The organism is Butyrivibrio sp. WCD2001, from assembly GCF_000424485.1.
Classification (GTDB): Bacteria; Bacillota; Clostridia; order Lachnospirales; family Lachnospiraceae; genus Butyrivibrio.
This window is the reverse complement of the sequence record NZ_AUJZ01000004.1, coordinates 170603-189853: the sequence shown is the minus strand read 5'-3', so window position 1 is coordinate 189853 and position 19251 is coordinate 170603. Positions and strand designations below refer to the sequence as shown.

General features: G+C 43.9%; 13 protein-coding genes. 6 read left to right on the top strand and 7 right to left on the bottom strand.

What is annotated here, in order from left to right; all coding sequences use genetic code 11:
• Window positions 1–43: 43 nt before the first annotated feature.
• The 7 genes from ptsP to G630_RS0103920 form a co-directional block, all read right to left on the bottom strand.
• Window positions 44–1750 carry a phosphoenolpyruvate--protein phosphotransferase gene (gene ptsP / locus G630_RS0103950; RefSeq protein ID WP_022761658.1) on the bottom strand — a complete coding sequence of 569 codons (1707 nt, stop codon included), beginning with the start codon at window positions 1748–1750 and terminating at the stop codon, window positions 44–46.
• Between the two features lie 15 nt (window positions 1751–1765).
• The gene (locus tag G630_RS0103945; protein WP_022761657.1) at window positions 1766–2029 is read right to left on the bottom strand and encodes an HPr family phosphocarrier protein; all 264 of its coding nucleotides are present in this window, start codon (window positions 2027–2029) and stop codon (window positions 1766–1768) included.
• An 83-nt stretch (window positions 2030–2112) separates the two neighbouring features.
• The gene (locus tag G630_RS0103940) at window positions 2113–4047 is read right to left on the bottom strand and encodes a PTS fructose transporter subunit IIABC (RefSeq protein ID WP_026497822.1); all 1935 of its coding nucleotides are present in this window, start codon (window positions 4045–4047) and stop codon (window positions 2113–2115) included.
• 95 nt (window positions 4048–4142) lie between these two features.
• Window positions 4143–5048 carry a 1-phosphofructokinase gene (gene pfkB, locus G630_RS0103935; RefSeq protein ID WP_022761655.1) on the bottom strand — a complete coding sequence of 302 codons (906 nt, stop codon included), beginning with the start codon at window positions 5046–5048 and terminating at the stop codon, window positions 4143–4145.
• Between the two features lie 17 nt (window positions 5049–5065).
• The gene (locus G630_RS0103930; protein WP_022761654.1) at window positions 5066–5815 is read right to left on the bottom strand and encodes a DeoR/GlpR family DNA-binding transcription regulator; all 750 of its coding nucleotides are present in this window, start codon (window positions 5813–5815) and stop codon (window positions 5066–5068) included.
• Window positions 5816–6187: 372 nt separating this feature from the next.
• Complete coding sequence (locus G630_RS0103925) at window positions 6188–7447, bottom strand: response regulator transcription factor (protein WP_022761652.1); 1260 nt, start codon at window positions 7445–7447, stop codon at window positions 6188–6190.
• Complete coding sequence (locus G630_RS0103920) at window positions 7444–9072, bottom strand: sensor histidine kinase (RefSeq protein ID WP_026497821.1); 1629 nt, start codon at window positions 9070–9072, stop codon at window positions 7444–7446. Before G630_RS0103920 ends, G630_RS0103925 begins: the two co-directional genes overlap by 4 nt.
• A 268-nt stretch (window positions 9073–9340) precedes the next feature.
• Between G630_RS0103920 and G630_RS0103915 the strand changes: the two genes are divergently transcribed.
• The 6 genes from G630_RS0103915 to G630_RS20585 all read left to right on the top strand — a co-directional run bounded on the left by G630_RS0103915 (window position 9341) and on the right by G630_RS20585 (window position 19185).
• Entirely contained in the window at window positions 9341–10318 is a 978-nt protein-coding gene (locus G630_RS0103915) for an ABC transporter permease (RefSeq protein ID WP_022761650.1), read from the top strand.
• A 10-nt stretch (window positions 10319–10328) separates the two neighbouring features.
• Entirely contained in the window at window positions 10329–11210 is an 882-nt protein-coding gene (locus G630_RS0103910; RefSeq protein WP_026497819.1) for a carbohydrate ABC transporter permease, read from the top strand.
• 50 nt (window positions 11211–11260) lie between these two features.
• Window positions 11261–12919 (top strand): extracellular solute-binding protein, encoded by a 1659-nt coding sequence (locus G630_RS0103905; RefSeq protein ID WP_026497818.1) that lies wholly within the window; start codon window positions 11261–11263, stop codon window positions 12917–12919.
• Window positions 12920–12991: 72 nt separating this feature from the next.
• Complete coding sequence (locus tag G630_RS0103895; protein WP_026497817.1) at window positions 12992–15802, top strand: glycoside hydrolase family 3 protein; 2811 nt, start codon at window positions 12992–12994, stop codon at window positions 15800–15802.
• A gap of 13 nt (window positions 15803–15815) precedes the next feature.
• Window positions 15816–17522 carry a glycoside hydrolase family 5 protein gene (locus tag G630_RS0103890; protein WP_026497816.1) on the top strand — a complete coding sequence of 569 codons (1707 nt, stop codon included), beginning with the start codon at window positions 15816–15818 and terminating at the stop codon, window positions 17520–17522.
• A 58-nt stretch (window positions 17523–17580) separates the two neighbouring features.
• Window positions 17581–19185 carry a carboxylesterase/lipase family protein gene (locus tag G630_RS20585; protein ID WP_049946074.1) on the top strand — a complete coding sequence of 535 codons (1605 nt, stop codon included), beginning with the start codon at window positions 17581–17583 and terminating at the stop codon, window positions 19183–19185.
• Window positions 19186–19251 lie beyond the last annotated feature (66 nt).

The following is a 19251-nucleotide window of genomic DNA, read 5'->3' as shown; positions in this document are numbered from 1 at the left end:
AGTTTACAGGAGCTTTTTTCGAAAGGAGATGTGACCTTGGAGTTTATTCCTTTGCAGCCTCTTTAAGTGCTGCAACTATATCTGCCTCAGTATCCATTGCCATAACCTTGTCTGCAAGAGCGTCTGCTTCAGCCTTACTCCACTTGGAGATGATGCAGCGGGCGGTCAATACAAGAACCGGATTAACGCTGTATTCATCGAGACCAAAGGACATAAGAAGCGGAATCATAAGAGGATCTGCAGCTGCTTCACCGCACATTCCAACTGGAATACCGGCCTTTTTACCACACTCAATAATATACTTTATTGAGCGGAGTACAGAGGGCTGGAAAGAGGAATACAGGTAAGCTACCTTGGGATTTCCTCTGTCTACGCTCATCGTGTACTGGGTGAGGTCGTTGGTTCCGATTGAGAAGAAGTCAGCTTCCTTTGCAAGGAGATCTGCTATGAGAGAAGCAGAGGCTGTCTCTATCATGCAGCCGACTTCAATATTCTTATCATAATCTATTCCTTCTGATGAAAGATTATCCTTTATCTCACCAACAAGTGCTTTTACGCTTCTTACCTCGTCAACTGTAGTAACAAGAGGTACCATGATCTTAACTTTTCCAAAGGCGCTGGCTCTTACAATGGCACGAAGCTGTGTCTTATACATATCCTGATTTCCAAGACAGTAGCGGACAGCTCTGTAACCAAGGAAAGGATTTTCTTCCTTCTCAAGTCCCAGATAAGGAATGTCCTTGTCACCGCCGATGTCGAGAGTACGGATGATTACGCATTTGCCATCCATTGTCTGAACAGCTTCCTTATACGCTTCGAACTGCTCATCCTCGGTAGGAAGGTGAGTGTTGTCCATGAAAAGGAACTCTGATCTGAAAAGACCGATTCCTTCGCCGTCGCATTCGACAGCTTTCTTGGCATCCTTGGGAGTGCCGATGTTGCAGAAGAGTTCAAGCTTTGTTCCGTCAGCGTTAACTGTTTCCTTGCCGATGAAGGTCTTAAGCTCTGACTGCTTACGGATGAATTCCTCACGCTTTAGCATGTATTTTGAAAGAACTTCGCCATCGGGATTAATGAAAACATCACCTTCGGTTCCGTCAATTATAGCGGTATCCTTATCTTTTACTTCATCGACGATTCCGGGAACGGAAAGTACTGCCGGAATCTCAAGGGCTCTGGCAAGGATAGCGGAGTGAGAGGTCTTACCGCCTATCTCCGTGATGATACCGGTTACATTTTCCTTGATGATCTGTGATGTCATGGAAGGAGTAAGATCCTTGCAGACAAGAACAGTACCGGGTGCAACCTTGCTGATATCAATATCCTCAATGCCGAGGAGCTTTTTCAGGACGCTTACCTTGACATCGGAGATATCGGAAGCGCGCTGCTTCATCATCTCATCATCCATCTGTGAAAACATGTTAATAAACATATCACAGACAGCAGTAAGAGCTGTCTCGGCGCACTGCCCCTGGTCGATCATTTTGTCCATCTCTCCGGACATGGCGGGATCGGAGATCATTACGGCATGTCCCTGAAGGATTTCTGCTTCCTTGGGACCGATGCGTTTTCTGACATCCTCAGCCATTGCGTTAGTTTCTTCTACGAAGTCAGCTATTGCTTTATGAAAACGTTCTTTCTCTGCAGCGGGATCGGCAACCTGCTTTGCCTCAAAAGAAAGATCATGCTCTATTATGCGGCATATACTGCCGATACCGATTCCTCTGGATGCAGCTATTCCTTTGTACATATTTATTCCTCCAGATCAGTCACCCATACCGGACTCAATAAACTCTGAAAGCTCTGCGAGAGCCTTTTCTTCATCGGGACCTTCGCATACAAGCTCAATCTCGGAACCACACTTGATGCAAGCGCTCATAAGGAACATAACGCTCTTGCAATCATAGCTGTTGCCGTTAAACATGATTTTTACTGAGCTCTCAAAAGGAGTAGCCTTCTGTGAAAGAAGACTTGCGGGACGCATATGCATGCCCTGCTCGTTTTTTACTGTGATGTTCTTTGATACCATAATGTATGTCCTTTCTTTACAAAACCTCTTCCGTCTGCTGCGCAGACACCTTCCCCTAAAAGGGGAAGGCGATAGAATGAAAATTACTTAGTTACGTCCTTCTTGAGGATTCCAAGCAGCACTGCTGATACTACTGAACCAACAAGGAGTGCTACAAGATACATTGCTACATTACCTACAACAGGGAATACGAAGATTCCGCCGTGAGGAGCCATAAGTGTGCACTTAAATGCCATTGAGAGAGCGCCTGCTACAGCTGAACCAACCATAAGGGAAGGAATAACGTGGAGCGGGTCAGCAGCTGCAAACGGGATAGCCCCTTCTGTGATAAAGCAAAGACCCATAATAAAGTTAACGGGACCTGACTTTCTCTCGCCCTCTGTGAACTTGTTCTTGAAAATAAGTGTTGCAATTGCAATTGCGATAGGAGGAGTCATACCACCAACCATAACTGCTGCCATGATCATCCAACCTGTCTGATCTGACTGGCTTGCTGTTGCAAGTGCTGCTGTACCGAATACATAAGCTGCCTTGTTGAGCGGGCCACCCATATCTGTTGCCATCATACCGCCAAGGATTGCACCAAGGACTACGATAGAACCGCTGCTCATTCCGTTAAGAACGCCTGTGATCCATGCATTGAGGGCACCAACCAGAGGGTTGATAGCGCACATTACAAGACCGATTACCAGGATACCGCAGAGCGGGTAGATGAGAACGGGCTTGATACCTTCAAGTGCAGCCGGAAGACCATCGGTGATCTTTCTGATTGCGAGTACGATATAACCTGCCGCAAAACCTGCTACAAGAGCGCCAAGGAATGCTGAAGGAATATCACCGCCGGGAGCTGCAAATGTAGCGCCTGTACTTGCAAGAGCACCGCCCACGAAACCAACTGCAAGACCGGGACGATCCGCTATACTCTGAGCAATAAATCCTGCAAGGATAGGAAGCATAAATCCGAATGCTGTTCCACCGATTGATTTAAACCATGCAGCAACAGGAGTGTTGGAACCAAAGTTTGAAGGATCGAGTGAGTAGTCATCCAAAAGGAATGCAATCGCAATAAGGATACCACCGCCGATAACGAAGGGAAGCATGTGTGATACACCGTTCATAAGGTGCTTGTATGCTTTTCTTCCTGCGCTTTCGTTATCAAGAGAAGCGCTGCTTGTTACGGATCCTGAATGCTGATAAACGGGAGCGTCGCCCTTTACCGCACGTCCGATAAGATCTGAAGAGTGGTGGATTGCATCGGCTGTTGAAGCCTTGATAACCTTCTTACCGTTGAATCTGCCCATCTCAACATTTTTATCTGCTGCGATGATAATAACATCAGCGTCCTTGATCTCAGCATCTGTGAGCACATTCTTTGCACCGCCCGAACCATCTGTCTCAACCTTCATTGAAAGGCCCTGGTCCTTTGCTGCCTGCTCGAGAGCTTCAGCAGCCATATATGTGTGAGCGATACCTGTGGGACATGCTGTTACACCAAGAAGCTTAATTCCTGATGATGTGGGAGCCGGAGCAGCTGACTCAGCACCGGAACTCTTTTTATCACGTGCATCTTCCTGCTTATCAATGAGATCAATGAATTCTTCAGGTGTTTTTGCTTCAATAAGAGAGGATGTGAAAGTATGATCCATGAGCATTGTCATGAGCTTTGACAGTACCTCGAGATGTGTGTCGGCAGCTCCGTCAGGTGCTGCGATCATGAACAGAAGCTTACTGGGCTGGCCGTCGAGTGACTTGTAATCTACTCCTGACGGAACAGTAATGGCAACAAGTCCTGCCTTGTTAGCAGCTGCTGTTTTTGCATGCGGAACAGCGATCCCCATGCCTACCGCGGTTGAACCTTTTGCTTCTCTGGCAACAATCGCATCCTTGAATGCTGCCTTGTCATTAAGATTACCTACTTTGTCGTGAAGCGCTACCATCAGGTCGATTGCGGCATTCTGATCCGCAGCGGTCTGATTTAAGCTTACCCCTTCTTTGCTTAAAAGATCTTTGATTTTCATGTTTCTCCCTTTCTATGCGTTAGCATCCTTGTTGGGGTTTTCCCCAATACATTTGTATTTATATTGACGAAACGTATTTACAGGTTTATCCCTGTTTATAATGTTTCGTAAATACTGTTAATCAGCTCGCCTGTTGCGAGATCGTCGGAAAAGGCTGTTGCGCTTCCGGCGGCGGTTCCCATGTTAAGGGCAACCTTGTAATCCTTTGTTTTCATATATCCTGCGACAAAACCGGCTACCATTGAATCACCGGCTCCTACGGAGTTTTTAACCTTTCCTTTCGGAACACCGACGCGGAATCTCTGTCCGTCCTCTGTTATAAGCATTGCGCCATCGCCGGCCATGGATATCAGAACGTTTCTTGCGCCCATTTCCTGGAGCTTTTTGGCATGTTCTTCAATTTCGTCATCTGTTTTAAGTACGGTTCCGAACATCTCACCCAGTTCATGGTTGTTGGGTTTAATAAGGAAAGGATGGTATTTAAGAACATTCATGAGAAGATCCTTTGTTGCATCAACCACGAAGGTGACTCCCTTATCCTTTAATCTGTCCAGAATGATTTCATATACATCGCTTGGAAGAGTGCTTGGAATGCTTCCCGCAAGGATTAGCATATCGCCTTCCTTAAGCGAATCGAGTTTGCAGAGAAGCTCGTTATAGGCTTCGTCTGTGATAACAGGTCCCTGAGCATTTATTTCTGTTTCCTGCTCTGATTTGATTTTTACGTTAATTCTTGAAATTCCATCCTTTAGCATAATGAAATCAGCTAGAATTCCTTTATTCTTGACACTTTCAACTATGGCCTCTCCTGTAAAACCTGCTACGAAGCCAAGAGCTGTGTTCTCGATTCCGAGATTCTTTAATATGGTGGAAACATTGATTCCTTTTCCTCCGAAAAAGCAGTCCTCGGAAACTGAACGGTTGGTCATTCCCGGATCCAGTGGCTTATCCATTCTGACAATATAGTCAATTGCAGGGTTAAAAGTTACGGTATATATCATTTGCTTCTCCTTCCTTATCAGTTGATGGCCTTGATGATGGTCTGATCCTTATATTTTTTGTCAGGCTCTTCATCTGTAATGATGCAGCAGTTCCTTAGCTCAGAAAAAGTAACCGAGCTCACAACTCCGAATTTGGTGTGGTCTGCAAGAATGTAGGAGAGATAGGTGTGCTTTATTGCTTCGGCTTTAACAAGTGCTTCGTCCACATCGGGGGTGGTGAAACCCGCCTGAACCGAAATACCGTTTGTTCCCATGAAGGCCTTTGTAAAATGGAATTTTTTCAGCGCTTCCACACAATCGGGACCGATGACTGCTTCAGTAACGGGCTTTATACGGCCTCCTATTATCATGGTGGAGAGTCCTCTTTCCAAAAGCCTCTTGGCATGAACAACGCCGTTTGTAATGTACTTCGCCTTTTTATTTGTTATGTGATCGATGAGATGAAGAGTAGTTGTACCTGAATCGATATAAACAAAATCGTTGTCCTGAATGAGTGAAGCAGCATATTCCGAAATGATGTCTTTTTCATCGGTATTACGATGTGATTTCTCGGCAACAGAGGGCTCTGTTGTGGTCACGTCCTTTTTGTTTAAAACAGTGGCACCGCCGAAAACCTTAAGAATGCGGCGCTCCTCGTGAAGAGCATTCAGATCGCGCCTGATTGTAGCCGCTGAAGAATCAAGAGCATCTACAAGCTCCTGAACAGTTGCTGCTTTATGTTCTTCAATATAGGAAACAATTGCTGATCGTCTTTCCTCGGTTAACATATGCTAAGTCTCCTTGAAAATTGATGATGGAATGTACCATCTGAGAAAAGAATAACATCAAGAGTAATCAAAGTCAATCATATATAATCACGAATGCTCATGATAAATAAACAAAAATAATCAAGAATGATTGTGAATAATCACAAAAAATCACTTATAAGAAGTTTCGAGGGGGCAATAGATAGGAAATATGCAGTGATAGAGTCATAAAACAATATGAAGATAGACAACAAGTTATTTAATGCAAGAATTGCCATAACAAAGGATAATTTGGAAAAGGAACACATTTGCTGCGCCATTTCCAATAACAAGGATGTGCAGGTATCATCAAAGAAAGCCTGGCTGGCGGACAAAACTCTCCATTTATTCTATTCATTTCCCACGTTCCTGAGAGGGCGTGAGATTGTAGGTGTCACGGTAGATTTTGCTGAAGTAGGCGAAGCTATCGTAGCCACATTTTTGGGAGATGGTACCAATGGGCATTTTTGTGTTGCGGAGCATGTTTCGTGCATGCTCCATTTTTACGGAAGTGATAAGTTCCTTCACCGTCATGCTCTCGGTGGTTTTTACCACCACGCTTACATGATCCGGGGATAAGTGCAGACTGTCTGCAATATCATTTCTTGAAATAGGTTCGGAGATATGCTCGTTGATATACTCCTTTATCTGACCAATATATTGCTGATATCTGCCCTGGCCTGAATTGGCACTGAGGTAAGCGTCGCTGTCAAAGGGATAGAACCTTACGCTGCTGGGAGCACCGGATTTTACTTCACTATTAAGAAGATGATCCATGGCATCCTTCATAAAGCGTAGCTCGGCCGCTGTGCAGGAAAGTCCGGCGTGGATACCTGCTTCAGAGGAAGCGCTTGAGAACAGCTCCGCAAGTGATACCTCAAGAGACATGGGAAGAGGCATGATAAACACAGCAAAGAAACGCTTCTCGGTCAAATAGCATGAAAAGCCGGGAGCATCATATTTTGTGCTTAGAAGATCGTAAAATCTGCTGCAAAGAAGAGAAAAATCCGAAGCCTCTGCACTTATCTGAGATGGAACATACAAGGAGACAAGCATGCAGGGAGTTGATCCGTTACAGTCCACACCAAAATGTCTCATCTGATTAAGCATCTTTTCAAGGCGCTGAGGATAAATAACTGTGGTTTCATAATCAGGCCAGCTATCAAGCAGATTGTTTATCACGATATTGTTAGCTGCAGCATTTATCTTCTGATTAGGGGAGGAGCTGCTATGCTGTCTTGAGCTTTGAATTTTATCGATGGCTCTTTTTACGGAGGCGATGATATCCTCAAAGCGTGCGGGCTGAACTACGTAGTCGAAAACATTTAAGGTTATAGCCTGCTTTGCATAGAAAAAATCAGCGTGTGCTGTCAGCATGATACACTCGTAATTCATACCCTGACTTCTTGCCCAGGACAGGAGTGATAGGCCATCCTCATTAGGCATCTCTATATCTGACACCACGATATCTACAGGGTGTTCGGTCAGAATGGCTCTGGCCTTAGCTGCACTTGTGGCCGCAAGGACAGAGGTAAAACCCATTTCATGCCAGTTTATTCCTGTAGTTAGTGCCGATAATATACTCGGCTGATCATCAATTAAAAGGATTGTCATAATAACCTCGTTTCCGAATCCTGTCCGGGTACTGTGGGAAATGTCATTGACACAGTTGCCAGATCGTCTTTATTTGTAAATTCGATATTGAAATCTTCTTTGTAAAATAGCCACATTCTGTAGCGGACATTTGATATTCCTATTTTATTGCTTCGATATTGAAACTCATCATTTGTCGCAGCATTAAGCGTGACAAGAACCTCATCATCGAACCTGCTGCTGTTTTGAATACACAGCTCAAGCATAGGCTTTTCGCTATTTTCATTATTTACGGAAGCAGTGATTCTGATAAGAATCTCATCCGAGTCATTACGGTGTTTTACACAGTTTTCCACAAAGGTAAGAATGGTAAGAGGAAGACAGGGGATTTCCATTGCCTCCTCAGGGATGTCCAATTCAAGTCGTATGGCACTGTAAAGACACCTGCAAAGATCAATATAGCTTCCTACCGAGTGCATTTCCTCCCTGAAGGTTACCAGCTGGTTCTGATCCTGGAAGGAGTAGCGGAAATAATCAGATAGGGAAATGACTATTGACTGAATTTTTTCATCCTCATGTATCTGTGCAAGAAAGTTTATGGTCTTTAGGCAGTTTAAGTAAAAATGCGGACGAATCTGCATCTGCAGGTATTGCATCTTAGCCTTTGCTGCTTCCTCCTGATGCTGATATTTTTCTATTTCAGCTGCATGGAGTGAATCAAGCATGGCATCAAAGCCCTTATAAAAGGTTGCAAATTCTACTATATTACTGCTTTTACCAATACGATAATTTGTATCGCCATCTGTTATTCGCTTAAAAGAAGCTGAAAGCTCGGATAAAGGTGACAGCAGGAACTTCTGCATAAAACGGAAGAGCAGAATAATTGATAAAAAGAGCAGTCCCAAAACCAGAATGGCAATAATCTGGAAAACACTTATACCTGTAAAGGTGCGATAGTTTTCAATTTTGTAGGATAGAAAAAGCGGTGCACTTTCAAGTTTTGAGGCTATGTAATTTCTTTCCTGTAAAGCAGCGGACTCTGAGCTGAAAAACAGAGAATATTCATAATTGTTTCTGTTTAGGGTGCGATAGTTTTCATTGTTGGATGGGCAAATGATAATGGTCATGCAGCCATAACGCTGCCTTACAACATATAGTAAAAAATACTGCCCTTCATATTCCGCAAGCTCCAGATGGTCATCTCTGTGTTCTGTGAGCGGAGTATTTGAAACAGGAACAAGGCTGTCCATGCCACTAAAGTCTGTTGAAAAGTAGCTTGAAAAGGACTGATCAAGCACTGAATTATATAACACCACACCAACAACTTCTTTATATATACTCATGCTTCGCTGCAGCTGCGCCAGAAGCTTATCCGAATTGACTGTGGCAACGTTCTTTGAACTGGTGTTGGAAAAATATAAAAACTCCATGCTATGGACAGAATCCAAAGCAGTCTTTTCTATTGAATGAACATGATCATCAATGGATCCGAGGATTGTTTCCTGATTGCTGGCTATTGTAGCTCTGTTATATTCGTAATTACTTATAACGGTGTATGTAAACAGTATAAATGCAACAACCAGAGTAGGAAGTGTGACCAAAAGAAGCAGATGCTGCGCAATTCTTGATATGTGAAAGCTTTTCATAATAACCTCATAAGCCTGTGTGTCTTTAAAAATGGAACTATACAGAGTTAAACCGAAAACCACGGTATCTGTATAATTTAGAAAAATTATAATTTTTTACAATAACCAAATCAAGCAAACCCGATTTCTTTATAATTTATTGCCGCATTTGTTATAAAAATTTAATTGTGGGATGAAAAATAGAAAATTTCTTACAGTGTTTTTTATAGAATGCCCCTTCCTGGATTTGTATAATTAGCACAACAAATTTAAGAAAGGAGCAGGAATTATGGACACATCGACAACTAATTCCTCGCAAAGGGTTACGGGTTATATCGAAAATGGCGGAGTGAAAGGCTTTTTTCACAATCAGCTTGTAGATATTCGCAGGAACCCTGTCATTTATTTTTTACTGGCAATTGTGCTGATCTATTTTGCTATTTTCAATTACGCGCCTATGGTTGGGCTGCTGATGGCATTTGAGAAGTACTCACCAGCCAAAGGACTTCTACATAGTAAATGGGTAGGATTGGACAACTTCAGGGAGTTTTTCGGAAGCCCCTACTTTGGGAGAACAATCCGAAACACAATAGGTATAGGTGTTCTTGATCTTGTCGTGAATTTTCCGATACCTATCATCTTTGCACTGATCCTCAATGAGATACATGCAAAGTTCTTCAAAAAGACAATACAGACTATAAGCTATATGCCTTACTTCATTTCAGCTGTAGTTGTCTGCGGACTTGTAGTGACCTTCATCGAAGCCGGCGGCCCTCTTTCAGTGATAGTGGCAAACATCACCGGTGGAGATCCTGTAAATCTTTTGAATAACAAAAAGAATTTCTGGCTTGTATATGTGCTGATGAATCTCTGGCAGGGACTGGGATACGGATCAATTATTTATCTGTCGGCTCTAAGCTCTGTGGATCAGGAACAGTATGAAGCGGCCTATGTTGACGGGGCGGGAAGATGGAAGCAGTGCATTCACATAACGATTCCGGGAATCATGCCAATGATCCTTATGATGCTGATACTTCGAATGGGTGCGGTCTTCTCGGTTGGTGCTGATAAGATACTTCTTCTTTACTCACCTGCAAACTATGAGTATTCGGATGTAATCAATACCTACACCTACAGACTTGGTCTTCTTGACATGAACTATGGACTGTCCACTGCGGTTGGTCTGTTCAATTCAATAGTTGGAACAATAATGCTTATTACTACAAATAAAATAACAAAGAAACTGTCCGGCTCAGGACTGTTTTAAGGGGGATATCATGAAACAAAAAATGACGGTATCGCGGGCTATTTTCCTGGTGTTCGCGGTCATACTCCTGATTGGAATAGCAGCGGCGTGCCTTTTTCCTTTATGGCATGTAATCATGGTTTCAATCAGCAATCCAACGGAGGTAACTTCCCACAAGGGATTGGTACTGTGGCGATTAAAGAATTTTGATTTCCAGGCTTATAACATCATTTTCAGTTATCAAAAGCTCTGGTCAGGCTATTTAAACACGATCATTTACATTTTACTTTCCTGTGCTTTTACAGGAGTGCTTACTGTTATCGCCGGCTTTGTTTTCTCAAGAAAACGCTTCAGATACAGAAATGCATATATGCTGTTGATTTCGTTCACAATGCTTTTTAACGGCGGTATGATTCCGACCTATATGGTTATCAGAAACCTTCATATGATAGACACCATGTGGGCTATGGTTATTCCGGGATCCTTAAGTGTATTCAACATCATACTTATGAGAACCTCCATGCAGGGTATAGCGGATGCTCTTGAGGAGGCAGCAAGAATAGACGGAGCAAACGAGTTCGTGACAATGTTCCAGATAATCCTTCCCTTGTGTAAGGCAACTTTTGCGGTAATCATGCTCTTTACGGTGGTCGGAAAATGGAATGACTTTATGTCAGCTCTTTTGTATCTTCCTACAAAAACCGAGCTATACCCGCTGCAGATGGAGATAAGGACAATTCTTTTCCAGAGTACCAAGGACATAACTTCAAGTACGGATGCGCTTTCCATGAATCTGTATTCACGTAATATTCAGTATGCCGTGATTGTGGTTTCAACATTGCCGATACTTGCGGTATATCCCTTTGTTCAGAAGTATTTTGTAACCGGTATGACGATCGGGGCAGTAAAATAACCCGACATGATATACAATTTTATATACAAGCAAAAAGGAGAGAGTATTTTATGAAAAAGAAAATTTTAGCAATTATTATGACAGCCACGATGGTTATGTCATGTGTTGCGGGGTGTGGCAAAAGTGAGGCTGATGCCCAAAACGGTGATCAGGCGGCAAAGACAGAAAGCACAGCTTCTACCGGGGAGGAGCTTCCGCTTAAGGAACTGACACTTCCTCTTTGTGAAGAAAAGCAGGAACTTACAGTATGGCTTTGCTACAGCGGAACTGTCATGAAGGATCTTAACGAGATCGAGGGCGTAAAAAAGATGGAGGAGCTCACAAATGTCCACATCAACTGGATTCCGATAAACCAGGATGATGCGGTTCAGAAATTCGGGGTTCTCATTTCCTCAGGTGATCTTCCTGACATCATTTATCCTGTTTCCTATCCCGGCGGTGAAGAATCCGGTGTTGAAGAGGGAATCATCTATCCTGATATGGATACACTAATTGAAAACTATATGCCTAACTACAAGGCACTTCTTGCAACTTCAGACGAGGCCAGACGTGAGGCAACTGCTGATTCAGGCAAAAGAATTGTCTGCAGAACGATAGTAGGTCAGGATAAGACTGCAGAATCTGAAGGAACCTATCAGGGGCTTGCGTACAGAGCTGATCTTCTGGAAGAGCTTGGACTTGATGTGCCTACAACAATTGATGAATGGCATGATGCACTTGTAAAGGCGAAGGAAGCAGGTATTGCAACGCCCTTTGTTCTTGACAATGACGGCGGTTCTGCACTTGCACTTTCCTGGGGAGTGGGAACCCAGAATCTTAAAGAGTTTTTACAGCTTGAAGGGGACAAGATCGTATGCGGACCGGCTAAGGATTCCTGGAAGGGATATCTTGATACCATGAAGCAGTGGTATTCAGAGGGACTGATAAATCCTAATTTCACAACCTTCCATTATTATCTTGATACACCTGCATCAGTTCAAAACAATGACACACTCCTTTACAGCATGGTACTGTCAGCTTTCACAGGAAACAGCTACAGCAATTACCACATGGTGGACAACGATAAGGAGTTCCTGCAGCCCATCGTGGCACCTGCCCTTAACCCGGGGGATGAGCCTGTTCAGCTCGGTGATCGTAAGATTGCAAAGGGACCTATTTTTATCAGCACATCCTGTAAAAATCCGGAGCTTGCAGCAAAATGGCTGGATTTCCAGTACACAGAGGAAGGTCAGTATCTTAACTGGTATGGAATTGAGGGCGAGACCTATACAATAGGCGAGGACGGAACACCACAGTATACAGATCTTGTTTTACACAACCCCGATGGACTTCCTGCAACAGATGTACTTCAGAAATATGCTCTCAATCAGGGCAGCAGTTTCCTTGGTAAGCATGATATTTCTGCAAGTTGGAAGCTTTCTGCAGCAACTGCAGGTGATACAAACTACGAGTTGGAGGCAGTTAAGATATGGTCATCTCCGGAGACAAATATGTCAATCTCCGAGAGCCTTACACTTACAGCTGAGGAGAGCAAGATACAGACCAAGTTCACTGATATTCAGACTATGATTGATGAATACACCATCAATTACATAACAGGTCAGGACGTTAAGCCCTACGAAGAATATGTAAACGACCTTTATGCATTTGGTCTGCAGGAGGTTATTGATACCTATCAGGCAGCTTATGACAGATATCTGCAGAGATAAAGTGACATCTAAACAAGGCTGGGCGGAGGAATTGATCCTCCGCCTTTTAAAAGACAATCAGAGGGACAGAATATGATGACAACTATTTTTCCGCCTCTTTCAGAGAGAGAGATCAAGGGAGCTGATGTTTCAAAAAAAGCAGCAATAGAAGGAATGGTGCTGCTGCGTAACAATAACAGAGCACTTCCGCTTAAGCCCGGCAGGGTATGTATGTTTGGAAACGGTGCAGTAAGGACCATAAGAGGGGGCACCGGATCCGGGGATCCCTTTAACGGCGGACTTACAGGCGGTGGCGACAGCAATGTAGACCTTTCACCCAGATATCATATACAGCTTTTACCTGCCATGAAAAATGCAGGTTTTACCATTCTTAATGAAGAAGAGTTACTTGAAACAGGTGATCGCTATGACAGGGAATTTAGCAACATGCCGGAGAGGGTAATGGCTACCTTTTCTTTTCCCGAAAAACTTATCTCGGCAGAAGAAGCAAAAAGCTATGCAGAGGATACTGATACGGCTGTCTATGTGATCTCAAGGAATTCCGGCGAGGGAAACGACCGAAAGGCAGAGGATGATTTTTATTTATCTGATACGGAAAAAGACAGTTTTAAGAACCTGAGAAAACATTTTAAAAAAGTAATTGCAGTTTTGAATGTGGGTGGCCCTGTTGCGGTAGCTGACCTTGAAAACACAGAAGCAGATGCCATACTTTTGGTAGGACAGGCGGGACAGGAGTGCGGTGAAGCTGCTGCTGAGATTATTACAGGAAGAGTAAATCCTTCCGGTAAGCTGTCAGCTACCTGGGCCTATGAATACAAAGATTATCCCAGTGCAGATTCTTATCTGAAAGATAAGGATACATCCCTTTATAATGAAGGCATTTATGTGGGGTACAGATATTTTGACACCTTTGATAAAAGGCCGGGATACGCCTTCGGCTATGGCTTATCTTATACGAGTTTTTCCCTGGAATGTATCGACACCGGAATTAATGATAACGAAGTCACAGTTTCAGTGAGAGTCACAAATACAGGTGCTGTTGCGGGAAAAGAGGTAGTACAGCTTTATGTATCGGCTCCTTCCACAGAAATCGATATGCCCTCTATGGAGCTTAAGGGCTTTGAAAAAACTTCACTTTTACAACCGGGACAGTCAGAAATTCTTAAAATTTCTTTTGCGTTAAAAATGCTTTCGTCATATAGCGAAAAGGAAAAAGCCTATATTTTATCAAAGGGTTATTACATCGTAAGGGTGGGTAATTCCTCAGATAATCTGACTAAAGTGGCGGCGGTTCAAATTGAGCAGACATTAAAAACAGTACTTGTAAATGCTGTGATGCCGTTAAAACAAGAGCTTGTTGAGCTTACAGGAATCAAGGGTAAAGATAACTCCGGTGAAATAAGGAATATTCCGGTTCTGGAGCCTGATAAGGAAATTGTATGTGAGGACAGGCGGTCAAAGCTTTCAGATGAGAAGGTTGTAACGTATACCTCTGATAAAGAGTATAAGTGCAAGATGCCTTATGAAGAAAAGAAGATCACTGCAGAAGAGTTCTTTTCCTATGATGATCTAATGGCCCGGAAGACTACTGTGGAAAACTTTGTTGCAGGACTTTCTGAGGAGGAACTGGCTGCCTTTGTCTGCGGCTCGGGCTGGGGCGTTGAGGATGACAGTAATCCCATAGTAGGAGCAAATTCAGAATCTGTACCTGGGGCAGCCGGCGAAACAACGCATGCGCTTTCTGAAAAGTATCATATTCCCTCACTTATTTTTGCGGATGGGCCCGGAGGGGTAAGAATTGCCCAGCATTTTGAGGCCACTAATATTGAAACCGGGAAAAAACAGATGGTATATCACCACTGCATTGCCTGGCCTATAGGAACACATCTGGCTCAAAGCTTTGACAGAGAGCTGGTACGGGAAGTGGGGGAAGGAATGAATGCTGACCTTCTGGCCATGAATATCGATGTGCTTCTTGGCCCCGGTGTAAATATACACAGAAATCCTCTTTGTGGCAGAAATTTTGAGTACTTTTCAGAGGATCCGTTGCTTGCCGGCGAGATGGCAGCAGCTGTCACAGCGGGGATCCAGAAGGACGGAACGGCAGCTGCCTGTGTTAAGCATTTTGCGCTGAACAACCAGGAGACAAACCGGCACGCAAATAATTCGGTGGCAGGAGAAAGAGCAATAAGAGAGATTTACCTGGAGCCCTTCCGTATAGCAATCCAAAAGGGTAAGGCAATGTCTGTCATGACCTCCTATAACCTTATAAATGGTGTTCCCACGGCGGATGACTTCGATCTTTGCACCAACATAGCAAGAGGTGAGTGGGGCTTTGAGGGACTCATAATGACCGATTGGAACGGGGGAAGCAGTTCTCCATACAAATCAATGCATGCGGGGAATGACCTGATAATGCCGGGTGGATTTGAAAAAAGTATTGAGATTTTAAGACACATGAAAAAGGTGGAGCCTGAATTTGAGCCTGATGGGCAGGTGAAAAAATACCGTCTGGGAATTCCTTTTGCAGAGGTTTACATTCTGCTCTGGAATGATTATGAACCCTCCGAAGACGGAGACAAGCTCATCAGGGTATCTCTTGGAGAGGGCTTTAAGGCAGAGGTAAATAAGGACCTTATCCTTGTAAACGGAGAAAAAATATATTATGAAGCAAGTCCGGTTTTTGAAGCATTTACTCTGAGAGATAAGTTTTTGCCAATGAAAACCGCAGTGGATACTAAGGTGGCTTTTTTAGAAGATGGTGGCAAGACCATAGTCTATAAGGTTAAAGACAACTATAAGCAGACAATCTGCAGAGGTGATGTGCAAAGGTGCGCGGCTAATATTCTTAAGGTAATGCTAAAGCTAAAAAAGAAATGCTGAGGAGAAAAATAAAATGAGCAAATTTAATAATGAATATGTTAAGGGTGTGCTAAGAACAGAGGGCACCAGATTTGTAAACGGAGAAGGGCAGGAAATCATTCTTCACGGATATGGAACAGCCAACTGGGAAAATGTGGAGGGCTTTATGATAGGCGGTGTTGAAACACCTATCGATGTGTTTAAGTTTTTTTTGTTCCCGGGCCCGGGACGCGATCACAATCCCGAGAGATGGACAACACGAAGGACCGTGACACAGACAATTAGAGAACTTTGCGGAAGTAAGTATCTTGAGACCTTCTGGGATCGTTGGGAGGAAAATCATCTTCGTGAAGAAGATATTGAGAAAATGGCAGAGCTTGGTTATAACTGCGTGAGAGTAGTTTTGAATGCCAATGCACTTCTCTACGAGGAGCCCGGAATTACTTTCAATGAAAAAGGATTTTTCCGTTTATCCAATGTAATAGACTGGTGCGAAAAGCATAAGCTCTATGTAATTCTTGATATGCACGGTGTTGTGGGTGGAAACAATGGTGCTACAGGTGACGGCCTGTTCTGCGAAGTACCTAATGTTTTCCTTGATGAAGAGAGTAAAGAACGTCAGATAATTCTTTGGGAGGAAATCGTTCGCCGCTACGGAAAGCGCTGGATAATTGCAGGCTATGATCTTATAAATGAGCCGGTTTCATCACCTGTTCAGCATGAATATATTCCACTTCTTGTTCAGTATTATGAGGAATGCATCAGAAGAATCCGTGCGATTGACAAGGAGCACATCATGTTCCTCGAGGGTGCAAAGTTCGCAAGAGATTTAAGAATCTTTGACCATGACTATGATCCCGAATGCCATAACTGGGCTATTTCAATTCACCTTTACGGAGCATCTCCTGAGATCAAGGACCTTTACCCGTGGCTTCTTAAGTGCAGAGAGTACAATGTTCCCCTTTGGCTTGGCGAGTGCGGATCAAAGCCGATTCACAACGGAATATTCTATGATATCTGCGCTCACTACGGCATAGCTTATACTCCCTGGGCATGGAAGACAGCCATGGGTGGCCCTCATGCTCCCGGCTCTGTTGGACATCCCCTTCCGAAGGACTGGAATAAAATCCACAAATTCCTTTCAGGCGGCCCCAGACCAAGCTATGCGGAATCCCAGAGAATTATGGATGAGTTTATTGAGCTTACAAAGCTTGAGCACTGCGAGATAAATTATGAAAACGCACGCATTAGTGCAAAGCATCCTGACATAGACATCCCCGGCTCCGGCTACGATATGTTCCTTGAGGACGGAAGCCGCTACTATGGAACCTGGGAGCTTAGTAACTACCTTGATTTCAGACTTGAGGATCACACCAAGCTCGTGTGGGCTACCAGTAAAAACAAGCCTTACCCTGCATTCAATTGGTACGAGGATCCTAATGTAGAGCGCTATGATCCAATGGAGGATCTCGCTCTCGAGCTTCACTGCGGTGAGTTTGCAAACTACACAGTTCGAGAGGTTACAAAGGATTGCCACGTAACCATAGAAGGAATTGGCGAGGGCAGCGCTGATGTATTCTGCAATGGAGAAAAAGTCGGTGCCATCACCCTTGCTGCAGGTGACATTTTAAAACCTGCCTTAGCAGACACACTTACCATCCCCGCCGCTGAGGAAGCTGTAGTAAAGATAGTCGTAACTTCAGGCACCCTCACAATCAAGAAGCTGCACTTCGCATATTGATAAAGTTTAATAAAACAAAGCAGTTTAATAAATCCAAGCGAAAAAACGGAGGTAAACCATGTATCCTCGAAAACTAACAAGATCTATAATCTCCAATCCGGATTACCCGGTAGTAGATACCCCAAAAGGAAAAATACGAGGACTGTGGGAAGAGGATGTTTTCATATTCAGGGGAATTCAATATGCAAGGGCAGAGCGTTTTCATCTGCCCCAGGAAATCCCTGCCTGGGAAGGCACTAAAGAGGCTATTATCTACGGCCCTGTATGCCCTGAAATGCACACCCCTATAGCCCACGATCAGTACAATGTTCCTCATTATCATTATGTTCAGGATGAGGAATGTCATTATTTAAATATCTGGACCAGGCACATAGAAAAAGGTGCAAATAAACCTGTTATGGTCTGGATCCACGGAGGCGGCTTCGCAACAGGCTCATCAATTGAACTTTACGCCTATGATGGTCACGAACTCTGTGATTTCGGCGATGTGGTGGTTGTATCGATAAATCATCGTCTTAACTGCATAGGATATCTTGATCTGTCAGGCTATGGTGATGAATATCGCTATACCGGCAACCTGGGACAGGCGGACCTGGTGGCTGCTCTGAAATGGATCAATGAAAATATAGAAGCCTTTGGTGGAGATCCCGGTAATGTAACAATTATGGGACAGTCAGGTGGAGGCTGCAAGGTAAGTGCGCTTTTACAGACTCCAAGTGCTGTAGGTCTTTTTCACAAGGCAGTAATCCAAAGCGGACTTTTTGAAGGCTTTAAAGATGCAACTAAAGAGCAGGCAGCAGAGCTTTCAAAGATGGTTGTTGATGAGCTGGGGCTTACGGACATCCATGAAATAGAAACAATTCCTTATTATAAGCTCGCAAGAGCTGCTAAGAAGGCAGAGCAGGCACTTCAGGAAAAGTATGGCTTTGGCATGTATCTGTGTCCTGTGGCTGACAATGATTTTTATCTTGGAACAGGCATGAACAATCCCTTTATGGAAGAAGCTAAGAATATTCCTGTACTTGTGGGCTCTGTTCTCGGTGAGTTCGATCAGAATTATAATCAGGTCTATGCTGAGGGCAGCAAGAATTTCTGGGATGATGAAAAGGTATGGGAGCTTTTGAATAAGGCCTTTGGCAATAAGGCAAAGGAAATTGTGGCAGCACAGCAGAAGGCTTATCCCGGCTTTTTACCTGTGGACAGTCTTTATATAAATCGTGGTTGCCGTGTGGCTTCAAGAGATTTCTGTAAAAAGAGATTCACGGAAGGCTGTGCACCTGCATATAACTGGCTCTTTACATTGGAATCACCCTTCAACAACGGAACAGTTGCCTGGCATAACGTTGAAGAAGCATATATGTTCCATAACGCTAACTACCTTGAGGCATCCTATATCCCGGGAGTTTCCGAGGAACTGCAGGATATAATGACCGGAGCCTGGGTCAGCTTTGCCTATAATGGTGACCCAAATCATGTGGGAATGCCCTTATGGCATCCGGTAGATGCTTCAAACGGATCCTGTATGCTTTTTGACAGAAAAGTGCAAGAAGGCTTACACCATGATGATGAGCTTATGGAGATACTTCCGGCTAAAGCAATTGTAGGGAACAATGACCGTGAGCCGCTTTCAACCTTTGGCGGTGGACCGAGACAGAGTTTGTAATGTTAAGCAGATAATGATAATTGTAGAGGGGCCTAAGGAGTCTGCCGTAAGCGGTACGCCTTAGGC